This window comes from Flexivirga meconopsidis (genome assembly GCF_026162425.1).
Lineage (GTDB): Bacteria > Actinomycetota > Actinomycetes > Actinomycetales > Dermatophilaceae > Flexivirga > Flexivirga meconopsidis.
Genome location: NZ_JAOBQJ010000001.1, coordinates 254,304 through 265,927, shown reverse-complemented (window position 1 = coordinate 265,927; position 11,624 = coordinate 254,304). Strand labels below are relative to the sequence as shown.

The following is an 11,624-nucleotide window of genomic DNA, read 5'->3' as shown; positions in this document are numbered from 1 at the left end:
ACGATGGCGGTCGTGACAATCGTCCGGGGGCGGCACCAGCACCTACGACGGCAGGAGGCCGTCCTCGCCCTCCTGCCGTCGATCGGCCCGCGGGTTGTCGTGGCGATGGGCGACCCCAGCGTGCGATCACTCGTCGCGCCCACCTCCACCGTGGTCGACCTCCCGACGTCCGGACCGGAGCTGCCGCTGGCGACCGCCCGCAACGTCGGCGTGGCAACGGCCGCGTCCCTGGGTGCCGACGCGGTGCTGCTCCTCGACGTCGACTGCCTGCCGGCCGCCAGCACACTCCCGCGGTATGCCGCGGCGCTGCAAGCCGATCCGCACACCGTCGCCTGTGGCGCCGTCACCTACCTTCCTCCGCTGGACCTGCCGTTTGCCGGCGCTGCCGTGCTCGACCTCTGCGCACGCCACCGCTCACCTCACCCGGCGCGTCCGGATCCCCGACCCGGCACGACAGCGCGCGTGCCGGGTCTTGGCCGGGCACCCGCTGACGCCGCCGAACTCGGCGACCATGCGCTGCTCTGGTCGCTGTCCATGGCGTGCACCCTCGACACCTGGGCGCGCGTCGGCGGGTTTGACGAAAGTTACGTCGGATATGGCGTCGAGGACACCGACTTCGCCTGCCGGGTGACCGCGTCCGGGGTCGGCCTGGGGTGGGTCGGCGGCGCCGACACTTATCACCAGCATCATCCGACGAGCACGCCACCGACCGAGCACGTGCGCTCGATCGTGCGCAACGGCCAGATCTTCGCCGATCGATGGGGGTGGTGGCCGGCGGAGGGATGGCTGACCGGCTTCGAGCGCCAGGGTCTGGTCTCACGACACGACGCGGGGTGGCAGCTGTGCGCCCGGTGAGAGTCCTCGCGATCCCCGCCGGCCACACCTACGTGCGACATCTGCTCCCGGCGCCGGGCACTGGGCCGGCGCGCGCTCCTGCCGTGGTGCACCTTGCCGACCCGCCGGTGCCGGACGCGCTCAAGCCGCAACCCGGTCAGTGGTGGCCGCACCAGGGGCTGACGGTGTCGTGGCTCCGCGAGCACGCCGACGACTTCGACCTGGTCCATCTGCACTTCGGCTTCGAGCACCTCACCGTCGAGCAGGCCCGTGACTTCGTGGCGGCACTACGAGACCTCGGTAAGCCGTTGGCGATGACCGTCCACGACCTGACAAACCCGCACCTGAGGGACCAAACGTCATACGACCGGTTGCTCGACGTGTTCGTGCCGGCGGCGGACGAACTCTTCACACTCACCCCGACCGCGGCTCGCAGTGTCCGTCAGCGGTGGGACCGCGCCACGACGGTCGTGGCTCATCCGCATGTGCTGCCGTTGGAGCGCATCCGGCAACGGCCTGCCAAGCCACCGGACGGGCCGGTGATCGTGGGAGTGCACCTGGGTGCGGTGCGCGCCGCGACCGCGACGGTCGAGCTGCTCGAGCCACTGCTGCAGGTGGTGCGTCGCCTCTCGACCGAGGGCCGGGCGGTGCGGCTGCGCGTCGACCTGCGGCCGCGGGCTGGGTCGGCCGAACTGGCGGACTGGCTCGCCCGGCGCGGCGATGAAGTCGAGGTGGAACGCCTCGGCTGGCAGGATGATGACGCTCTGGCAGCCGGCTTGGAAAGCCAGGACATCGCGGTCCTGCCCTACCGCTGGGGCACGCACTCCGGGTGGGCCGAGGCATGTCGCGACGCCGGCGTCCACGTCGTGGCCCCCGACCATGGCGCGTATGCCGACCAGCAACCGACCGCGCTCTACCGGCTCGGGGACCGGGCGGCCACCGAGCAGTCGCTGCATGCTGCGCTGTCCGACTGCCTGGCTGCCCCTCCCGTCGACCGGGCGACGCTGGCGACGTCCCGGGCACGCGATCGCGAGCGGACGGCGCACTCGCACGCGCGGCGCTACGCCGCCCTGGTCGAGCCCAGGGTGGACGTCGTCATCCCGTGGTTTCGCGATCAGCGAGCGCTCGACCGGTTGCTCAGCGCGCTGGAGCAACAGACCTTCCCCATGCACCGGATGACCGTGCTGGTCGGCGACGACGGCTCGCCGGCACCACCGGCCATCGGGCAGCGACCCTTCCAGGTTGTGGTGCGGCGTCAGCGACGTGACGGCTTCCGCGCGGGCGCCGCCCGCAACCTGGCTGTGGGCGCGGGCAGCGCACCGGTCCTGCTCTTCCTGGATGCCGATATGGCCCCGACAGCCACCTACGTCCAGCGCATGTATGACGCGGTGCGCGAGACGCGCGGCCTCGTCGTCGGCCGCCGGATGCACGCGCTGCTCGACCCCGAGACACCCTGGTCGAGCCCGGACGGTGACCAGGCGCCGGCCGGCGCCCAGCTGCTCCCACAGCCGGCATGGCTCGACGAGGGATACGCCGCGACCCGCGAGCTGCGCGACGCTGACGAGCGGTCCTACCGCTTCGTCATCAGCGCGGTCGCCGGGATCGACCGCGCCCTGTTCGAGCGGATCGGCGGATTCGAGGAGTCCTTCCGGGCGTACGGCGGTGAGGACTGGGAACTTGCCCATCGAGCCTGGATCGCTGGCGCAGACCTGCGTCATGTGGGTGCCGCGGTGGCCTGGCACGACGGTGAGGAGCAGGGCAGGCGGGGCGCCGCCGCGGACCGGGTGGAGCGCAAGAACAAGGAGCTGCGCGCGCTGGCGCAACTGATACCCGACCCGAGATTGCGGCACGGTTCACTGGCCTGGGAGCACCCGCAGGTCGCGGTGCTGCTGCGCGAGGCGAACAACCAAGCTGCTCTGATCGCTTGCGCCGCAAGCGTATTCGCGTCTGGCGACGTTGCACTCATCATTCCACCGGGCATCACCGCGCCGCCGGAGCTGGCGACCGACCATCGGGTGCGCGCCACCTATCGACGAGGGCGCACGCCGTGGGAGATCCGGTTGTCGACGCCGTGCGTCCTCACTGAGACCGTTCAAGCGATCGTCAGCGCCGGTCCGGTGATCTACCGGCATCCCGACCTCGAGGCGAGCGTGGTCGACGTGCGGGCGGCGCACCGGCATACTCCCTCGCGAGTCGTCCACAGGGTGCCACCCTGGGTCGTTCCCCGGTCGCTCGTCCACCCGGTTGACCTCGAGGCAGAGTGGGGCTGGCGCAGGTGACCGTGCACCTGGTCGTGGGACCGGAGCACCACGGCGTAGTGGCACACGCACAGCTTCTGCTGAGCCAGCCGCCCTTCGCCGGCACGTCCGTGGTCCGCGCGGCCGACGCACAGCAGGCCCGCGCGCGCCTGCGCCCACACCCGGACACGGATGTGCACGTGCACTTCACCGACCAGCTGTTCGGCGGAGTCGGGCGGGCGCGCTCGACGCTGGCCGAATTGACTGCCGGCCGGCGGTATTCGGTCACCCTGCACGATGTGCCCCAACCGTCCGACGGACCGCTTCAGTCGGCGCGCAGCGAGGTCTATCGAAGCGTCGCCCGGGGCAGCAGGCTGGTGGTCGTCAGCAGCCGGCACGAGGCCCGGCTGCTCGCCGACCTCGGGCTGGCGGACGTGCCGGTCGAGGTGGTCGCGCTACCGGTGCTGCCCCGGCAACGGACCGCTCGCCCAGGCGGCTGCGCTGTGGCGATCGCAGGGTTCATTTACCCAGGCAAGGGCCACGAACAGGTCCTCGCGGCAATGGCCGGGCTGCCTCGGGCGGCACGCCTGCTCAACCTCGGCGCCCCCTCGCCCGGGCACGAGACGCTGGTCGACCGGTATGCCGGGAGCGCCGCCGAGCTGGGCCGCACGTTCGCGTGCACCGGCTATCTGCCGGACGCGCAGTTGCTCGACGCCATGGCCACGGTCCGCGTGCCGGTCGCCGCGCCGGCGCACGTCTCCGCGTCCGGGTCGCTCACGCACTGGAACGCCGCCGGGCGCCGGCCGGTCGCGACCAGGAACCCGTTTGCCGAGGAGGTTGCCACGCTCAATCCCGGCGCCATCTGCCTCGTCGACGACCTTGCCGCGGCCCTGCGGCGAGCGTGGGACGACCCCGACTCGACGGTGCTGCCGAGTGCGCTCGCCGTGCAACCCAGCCCGGAGCGGGCCGCCCACCAACTGGCGCGGGTGCTGCAGTCGTGACCGCGCACGAGCGCGGCCGGTTGACATCAGCGTCGGCCGGTGAGCACGGGCGCCGAGTCGGGCTGCGCCCACACGGTCACGCTGTCCGGGCGGAAGTCGACCGAGACCGGCGCACCGGGAGCCAGCCGCGCGGCAGCAGCGTCCGTCGAGCACCGGGCACGCAGGTAGGGTCCGCCGTCGAGCTCCACGTCGACCAGCACCGACGTGCCGACGTCGGCGACGTCAACGACGGTCGCGGGCACACCGGCCGCGCCGACCAGCACGTCCTGGGGTGCCACACACCAGGTCACCGGCGTGCCGGCTGGCAGCCAGGTCCGCACCGGCACCTGCACCGACCCGGCAACGAGTTCGCCACCGTCGGCGACACCTTCGAGCACGTTTTCGATGCCGAGCAGGCGGGCCACCTGCGGCGACGCCGGAGCATCGAAAACCTCACGCACCGAACCCGATTGGACGATGCGGCCGTCGGCAACCACGACCAACTCGTCGGCGAGCATCGCGGCCTCCTGCGGATCGTGCGTGACGACGATGGTCGACAGCGCGTCCCGGCGCTGCAACCGCCGCAACTCGGTGACCAGCTCCTGCCGGACCGGCGCGTCGAGCGCGGTGAACGGCTCGTCGAGCAGCACCAGGCGCGGCGTCTGGCTGAGCGCCGCCGCCAGCCCGACGCGCTGCTGTTGCCCGCCCGAGAGCTGGTCGGGCAGCCGCCCGTGCAGACCCTGCAGCCGAAGCGTCTCAAACCACCAGGCCGCGACACCTGCATCAGCGCGCACCCCGAAAGTCGCCTGTTGCCAGGCAGTTCGGTCCGGCAGCAGCCCGTGCCGTTGTGGCACGTAGCCGAGCCGGCGTCGCTCCACAGGCACGCGGGACAGGTCGTCCGAGCCGCACCGCACGGTGCCGACGTCGGGCCCGAGCAGGCCGGCGAGCGCCCGCAACAACATGGACTTGCCGGCACCCGACGCGCCGAGCACCGCCACGCGGGTGCTGGTCGCCTGATGCGCCATCCGCAGGTGGAAATCACCCACGCGAGTGTCGAGATCGAAACTGACCCGCTCCGGTGAGACTGCCGGCGGGTGAGTCGGCGGCGGCACGGATGCGGCCTTCGTCATACGGCTCCGCCAGCGGCGCGGCAGCCGAAAACCCGCCACCAGCAACACGATTGCCGCAGTCGCCAGCGCGACGGCAGTCGGGGCCTGCGTCGACGGGATGCCGGTCGACTGAAACTGCACGGCGGTGAAGACCGGCAGCGTGTAGGGGTGATAGGCGAGCAGCACCGTCGCGCCGTACTCACCGATGGCGCGCAAGAAGGTCAGCAGCAGTCCCGCTCGTATGGCGGGGGCCGCGATCCGCAGGTCGACCCGGGCAAAACGGGCCAGCGGCCGGTGCCCGAGGGTTGCCGCGATGTCGTCCAGCTCCGGATCGACCGCGGCGAACGCCGACCGTGCCGCGATCACCAGGAACGGCGCGGCCACGAACGTCTGCGCGATGACGACTCCGGCGAGCGACTCGGTGAGCCGGCCGTCGAAGAGTTCACCGAGCCAGGTGTAGGGCCCGACCAGGTAGATGAGCACGATGCCGCTCATCACCGGCGGCAGCGCGAGCGGCAGCTGCACGAGCATCCCGACCACGCGCTGCACCGGCCCGCGCGCGTGCGCGAGCCAGTAACCGAGCGGCACCCCGAGCACGAAGACGACGGCCGCCGAGATGGCCGCCGAGACCGCCGAAGTGCGCGCCGCGTCCCAGAGGCCGGGCTCGCCGAAGCCGCGGCTGTCCTCAGTGGTGACGAAACGCAGCAGGAAGTAGCCGAGCGGGATCGCCAGGTAGAGCGCGAGCAAGGCCCCCAGCCAGCCGAGCGGGCGAGCGCGGTGACCGGGCACGGGGCGCGAGTTGGGCACGGCGCTGCTCAGGAGGTGATGACCTTGCTGATCGCGGCGGGCACGCCGGTGCCGGTCACCTTGGGCGGGGTGGTCAGCTCGAAACCGTCCTGCCGCAACGTCGTGGTGCCCTTCGGTCCGAGCAGGTAGGCGATGAACGACTCGGCGCCGGCGGGGTTGGGGGCGTCCTTCACGATGGTCACCGTGTAGGTCGCCTTCAGCGAAACGCCGGCCAGCTGCACCGTGGGGATGCCGGCGGCCTTGGCCTCGCTGGAGTAGAAGAAGCCGGCATCCAGCTGCCCCGACTGCAGATCGGCCACGAGCGTCTCCTCGGGAAAGATCGTCTTCTCGTCCTTGGCGACCTCGAGCAGCTTCGGGTGCTCCTTGCCGTTGTCGGTCAGCGCCTGGGCGGCGAGCTTGCCCTTCGGGTCGGTCTTGGGGTCGGTGGTCCCGATCCGGATGCCGTCGGCAGTGATCACGTCATACCAAGGTCCGGCCTTGATCTTGTCGGCGAACTTGCTCTTGGGGTTGTAACCGAGCACCAGCGGTGAGGCCGCGTAGGTGATGTACCACTGCACCCAGTTGCCGTTCTGCTCGCCCATGATCGCCTCGTCGGCCTTCGGGCTCGCGCTCACGAAGACGTCCGCCTTGCGGACCTTGCCCTTGATCTGTGCGGCGAGCGCCGTTGAGCCGGCTCCGAATCCGGCGAAGTCGAAGCCGGTCGCCTTGGCGAAAGCCGGGCCGAGTTGCTTCTCCATCAGGGTGACCAGCGACCCCGCATAGAGCACGTTCACCGTGCCGGAGCCGGTCGGACCACCCGACGAACCGGCTGCGGCAGGTGCGGACGGCGACGCCCCCGAGCCGTCGCTGCCCGACGACCCACAGGCCGCCAACGCCGACACGCCACCGGCCAGGGTCAGTCCGAACAGGCCGCGGCGAGTGAGGGCGCTCATGATCGACGAACCTAGCAGGCAACTAGTCACACTGTGACTACTCGCCATCATCCGGTATGGCGCCCGCCGCGACCGCGTTCAGGAAATCCAGCGCCGCCCGCGTCGAGCTCAGGCGCCAGAGCAGCAGCGTGCGCTCGAAGTCATCGACCGACGTGGCCGCCGCCGCGGCGCCCAACTCGCGCGCGCGCATCTCGAAGACGGCGCGCTGCGCGTCGATCAGCGGCCGTGGGTCACCGCCGCGACGATGCAGCAGCGCCAGTTTGAGCAGCAGTGCGTCCCGCACCTCGCGAGCGCGCTGCACCGGTTCGACCAGCCAGCGGTCAAGCACCGCGCGTCCCTCGTCGGTCACCTCGACGACCACCCGGCTCGGGCCGGGCCCGCCGGTCTCGACGCCGACCTCCCGCACCAGACCGGCCTCGCCGAGACGCGCGAGCTCGCGGTAGATGACCGGCCGGGGCAGGCGCCATACCCGCCCCAGGTCACCGTTCGCCGCGAAGAGGCCGGCGACCGCGAAGCCGTGCGTCGGCGACTCCGCGACGACACCGAGCACGGCGAGGGTCGCCGGTCGTAGCTCGTCGTCGTCCGCCACGTCACCGCACCTTAGGCGATGGGGCGTGGCCTAAGGCCCGCCACGAATATGAAAGGTTTTGTGCGCGACTTTGACAGCCGCCCTAACAACACGCGCCACTTTCCTTGCACCGCAGCGACAATCTGCGGACAACTGCGTGCAAAACTATGAAGGTGACCTCGACGAGCGCCTCCATCCCCTTCACCGAATCCGCGCCCTCACCGGCTTCGTCCAACGACAGCGCCACCCACCGCGGACGCCGGCACGACCTTGCGGTCGCCGCGCTCCAGACCTGGAGCGAACACGGCTACTCCCATGTGTCGGTGCGCAACGTCGCGCGACGCACCCGCTTCTCGCACGGGATGGTGCACTACTACTTCAGCAGCAAGGACGCGCTCGTGGCCGAGTGCGTGCGGATGCTGTCCAACAACCACACCTTCGACACCGCCGGCCTCGACGAGGCCGTCGACGTGACCAGCTACTCCGCCGGCCTGGCCGCGGCGATCGCCAGCAGCTTCCGCGAGAACCGACAGATGCACCGCATCCGCTACGACCTGCGCAACCAGAGCCAGTTCGACTCGACACTGCGCACCTATGCCGACGAACTGGAGAAGATCCGCTACGAGCGCAACGACAAGATCGAGCAGCGCTATCGGGAGTTCGGCTGGACGTTCGACCCGCCGTTCGCGCTGCTGGCCGCGCAGGTCGACGCGCTGATCGAGCGTGCGGTGCGCGAGGACAGCTTCGGCGCCCCCGACGCCGCCGATCAGCTCTACCAGGACCTGCTGCAGATCCTGCCCAGGCAGGCCTGACCGCGCGGGTCACGACTCGTAGGGGTAGCCCTTGCCGGTGAACGCGTCGCGCACCTGCGCAGCCTTCGCCTCGACCTCCTGCTCGAAGATGCGGCGTCCGCCCTTGCCGTCGATCACGACCTTCTTGCCCTCCCGGTAGACACCGACGATCTCGTCGCGCGGGACCGTGCGCCGGTCCTCGCCGTGCCGGATGACGAGCCGGTCGTCATACACCTCGAGGTAGTGCGCGGTGGCCGCGATGACGACCGCGCCAATGACTCCGACCACCAGCCCGGCCGCCGCCAGCACTACGTGCGCCCACCAGTCGTCGAATCGGCTGATCGCGTCGATCGCGTCTTGATAGGGCACGCCCGGCACGTCCTGCAGCCATCGGGCGATCCAGGGCGCGGCGCCCAACAGGATCGCGGCTCCTGCGCCGAACAGCCCCATCATCCAGCGGCGGTCCTCGCGGGTATATCCGAGGCTGGCCGGCTTCTCGTCGGGTCCGTCCGGCTTGCCCAGATGTATGGCGTCGTCACTCACGGTCGCCGACACTATGCGTGATCCGGGCCTGCGCACATCGTGCCGAGGTCCATGGCCGATCCGACGAAAGTTCAGGCGCGAGACAGCACTTCGTCGTACGTCGTGGTCCGCTCGCGGGCCGGACGGCCGATGTCCCCGGCAATCTGCCGCAGCTGCTGCACGGTGAGCTCGGATCCGTGTTGTGAGCCGGCCATCCGGGAGATCGTCTCCTCCATCAGCGTGCCGCCGAGGTCGTTGGCGCCGCCGCGCAGCATCATCTGAGTCCCGGCGACGCCGAGCTTGACCCAGCTGGTCTGAATGTTGGCGATCCGACCGTGCAGCATCACCCTGGCCAACGCGTGCACCGCCCGGTTGTCGCGCTTAGTCGGTCCCGGCCGAGCGGCGCCGGCCAGGTAGATCGGGGAGCTCTGGTGCACGAAGGGCAGCGGTACAAACTCGGTGAATCCGCCTGTGCGGTCTTGAATTTCGGCGATCAGCCGCAGATGCCCGACCCAGTGTCGCGGCTGGTCGACGTGGCCATACATCATCGTCGAGCTGGATCGGATGCCCACCTCGTGCGCGGTGGTGATCACCTCGACCCAGGTCTTGGTCGGCAGCTTGCCCTTGGTGAGGATCCAGCGCACCTCGTCGTCGAGGATCTCGGCCGCGGTGCCGGGGATGGTGTCGAGGCCGGCTTCCTTCAGCTCGATCAGCCAGTCCCGCACGGGTATGCCGCGGCGCGACGCGCCGTTGACGATCTCCATCGGGCTGAATGCGTGCACGTGCAGCTGCGGCACGCGCGCCTTCACCGCGCGCACCAGGTCGGCATACCCGGTCGCCGGCAGCTCCGGGTCGATGCCGCCCTGCATGCACACCTCGGTGGCGCCCGCGGCGACGGCTTCCGCGGCGCGGTCGGCCACCTCGGTCATCGACAGGGTGAACGCGTCGGCGTCGCCCTTGCGTTGCGCGAACGCGCAGAAGCGGCAGCCGGTGTAGCAGATGTTGGTGAAGTTGATGTTGCGGTTGACGACATAGGTCACGTCGTCGCCGACGGCCTCCTTGCGCAGCGAATCCGCAAGCGAGACAAGGGCTTCCAGACCATCGCCGTTCGCATGGGCGAGCGCCAGATAGTCGGCCTCCGACGCGCCGCCGGGGTCCTTCTCGACGGCCGCGAGCGCAGACTTCACGTCCGACTCGAGTCTGGCCGGTCCGGCCACGGCAAGCACCTGCTCGCGCACGGTCTCCCAGTCGCCGAACGCGCTGCCGAGGTCGCTGCGAGCCTGCGTGTTACGGCCTTCGGTGTCGATCGAGGTCGCCAGGTCGGTGCGGCCGCTGGACTCCCACTCCGGGTCCGGCTCCTGCCACGGCAGCCCGGCCGGTATGGCGCCGGCCCGCGCCAGACCGGTCTCCTCGTCGGTGAGAGCCGCCACGTGCGGGCGCACCCGCGGGTCGATCCAGGGCGCGCCGGCGAGGACATACTCGGGCTGCGCCGCGGACCGCTCGGTGAGCGTGAAACCGGCAGCGGCCGAGATCTCGGCGAGCGCGTCGAGGTTGGGCCACGGCCGCTCAGGGTTGACGTGGTCGGGGGTCAGCGGGGACACGCCGCCCCAGTCGTCCACGCCCGCCGCGAGCAGCGCGGCGCATTCGCCTGCGTCGACCAGGTTGGGCGGCGCCTGCACGCGCATGGCGGGGCCGAGCACGAGCCGGGTGACCGCGATCGCGGCGCGGTATTCGTCAAGATCGGCGTCGGGCGTGTGCCGCATGGCAGTGTCGGGCTTGGCGCGGAAGTTTTGCACGATGACTTCCTGCACGTGCCCGAAAGCCTTGTGTGCCTTGCGGATCGCGAGGATCGAGTCGGCCCGCTCGGCGCGGGTCTCGCCGATGCCGACCAGGATGCCGGTCGTGAACGGCACCGTCAGCCGGCCCGCGTCGGTGATGACCCGCAGCCGCACCTCGGGGTCCTTGTCGGGGCTGCCGTAGTGGGCCTCGCCCTTCTCGGTGAACAGGCGCGTCGAGGTCGTCTCGAGCATCATCCCCATCGACGCGGACACCGGCTTGAGGCGGCCGATCTCTTCCCAGCTGAGCACGCCCGGGTTGAGGTGCGGGAGCAGGCCGGTCTCCTCGAGCACGCGGATCGCCATTGCTCGCACGTAGTCGAGCGTCGAGTCGTAGCCGCGCTCGTCCAGCCACTGCGCGGCTTCCGGCCAGCGGTCCTCCGGTCGGTCGCCAAGGGTGAAAAGTGCTTCCTTGCAACCGAGTTCGGCGCCGCGCCGGGCGATTTCCAGCACCTCGTCGGGTTCGAGGTAGGCGCCGTGACCGGCGGCGGCGAGCTTGCCGGGGACGGTGACGAACGTGCAGTAGTGGCAGCGGTCGCGACACAGCCGGGTCAGCGGGATGAAGACCTTCTTGGAGTAGGTCACCACCCCTGCCCGGCCCGCTGCCTCGAGGCCGGCATCGCGCACCCGGGCCGCGCTTGCGCACAGATCGTCGAGGTCGCCACCGCGGGCCGCGAGCAGTGTCGCGGACTCGTCGGCGTTGAGGGTCGCTCCGTCACGAGCTCGCCGCAGAGCGCGGCGCATGGCGGACTCGGTGGGCAGCACGTCGAGTGGTCGCACCGTTCAACCCTAATCAGCTAAAGACGCACGGCAGCGGTCGAGGTTGCTGCGACTTGGGCTGAGATTGGCTGCGACCGATTTCGGCCTCGGTCCCATAGCGACCCCGACGCGTCGCTCCTAATGTTGCTGGTGTCGGACAAACCGGTCGGGGCCGGTGAAGACCGGCAGGCGCTCGAGGTGGCCGCTGGGGGGTGGGCCACGCGGGATGCGGCGGACTCGGGGGTTCGCA

General features: G+C 70.6%; 9 protein-coding genes. 4 read left to right on the top strand and 5 right to left on the bottom strand.

What is annotated here, in order from left to right; genetic code table 11:
* The first annotated feature begins 3 nt into the window (after positions 1-3).
* The 3 genes from N2M23_RS01295 to N2M23_RS01285 are packed head-to-tail and all read left to right on the top strand — an operon-like array spanning position 4 to position 4,072.
* Entirely contained in the window at positions 4-855 is an 852-nt protein-coding gene (locus N2M23_RS01295; protein WP_265443852.1) for a glycosyltransferase family 2 protein, read from the top strand.
* A complete protein-coding gene (locus N2M23_RS01290) occupies positions 852-3,113 on the top strand; it encodes a glycosyltransferase (RefSeq protein WP_265442714.1) in 2,262 nt (753 codons plus the stop codon). The genes N2M23_RS01295 and N2M23_RS01290 overlap by 4 nt, the downstream gene beginning before the upstream one ends.
* Positions 3,110-4,072, top strand: a complete 963-nt coding sequence (locus N2M23_RS01285; RefSeq protein ID WP_265442712.1) for a glycosyltransferase family protein — start codon at positions 3,110-3,112, stop codon at positions 4,070-4,072. The genes N2M23_RS01290 and N2M23_RS01285 overlap by 4 nt, the downstream gene beginning before the upstream one ends.
* Positions 4,073-4,098: 26 nt before the next feature.
* Here the strand turns inward: N2M23_RS01285 and N2M23_RS01280 are convergent, their stop codons facing one another.
* The 3 genes from N2M23_RS01280 to N2M23_RS01270 are packed head-to-tail and all read right to left on the bottom strand — an operon-like array spanning position 4,099 to position 7,488.
* Positions 4,099-5,967, bottom strand: coding sequence for an ABC transporter ATP-binding protein/permease (locus N2M23_RS01280; RefSeq protein ID WP_265442711.1), 1,869 nt, complete (start codon positions 5,965-5,967; stop codon positions 4,099-4,101).
* Between the two features lie 8 nt (positions 5,968-5,975).
* Positions 5,976-6,899 carry an extracellular solute-binding protein gene (locus tag N2M23_RS01275; protein ID WP_265442709.1) on the bottom strand — a complete coding sequence of 308 codons (924 nt, stop codon included), beginning with the start codon at positions 6,897-6,899 and terminating at the stop codon, positions 5,976-5,978.
* A gap of 37 nt (positions 6,900-6,936) precedes the next feature.
* The gene (locus N2M23_RS01270) at positions 6,937-7,488 is read right to left on the bottom strand and encodes a PadR family transcriptional regulator (protein ID WP_265442708.1); all 552 of its coding nucleotides are present in this window, start codon (positions 7,486-7,488) and stop codon (positions 6,937-6,939) included.
* Positions 7,489-7,640: 152 nt separating this feature from the next.
* On the opposite strand from N2M23_RS01270, the gene N2M23_RS01265 reads away from it, so the two are divergent.
* Positions 7,641-8,279 (top strand): TetR/AcrR family transcriptional regulator, encoded by a 639-nt coding sequence (locus N2M23_RS01265; protein ID WP_265442707.1) that lies wholly within the window; start codon positions 7,641-7,643, stop codon positions 8,277-8,279.
* 9 nt (positions 8,280-8,288) lie between these two features.
* Here N2M23_RS01265 and N2M23_RS01260 read toward each other — a convergent pair whose 3' ends face one another.
* Positions 8,289-8,801 carry a YqeB family protein gene (locus tag N2M23_RS01260; RefSeq protein WP_265442706.1) on the bottom strand — a complete coding sequence of 171 codons (513 nt, stop codon included), beginning with the start codon at positions 8,799-8,801 and terminating at the stop codon, positions 8,289-8,291.
* A 71-nt stretch (positions 8,802-8,872) separates the two neighbouring features.
* The gene (locus N2M23_RS01255; protein ID WP_265442704.1) at positions 8,873-11,395 is read right to left on the bottom strand and encodes a bifunctional FO biosynthesis protein CofGH; all 2,523 of its coding nucleotides are present in this window, start codon (positions 11,393-11,395) and stop codon (positions 8,873-8,875) included.
* Positions 11,396-11,624 lie beyond the last annotated feature (229 nt).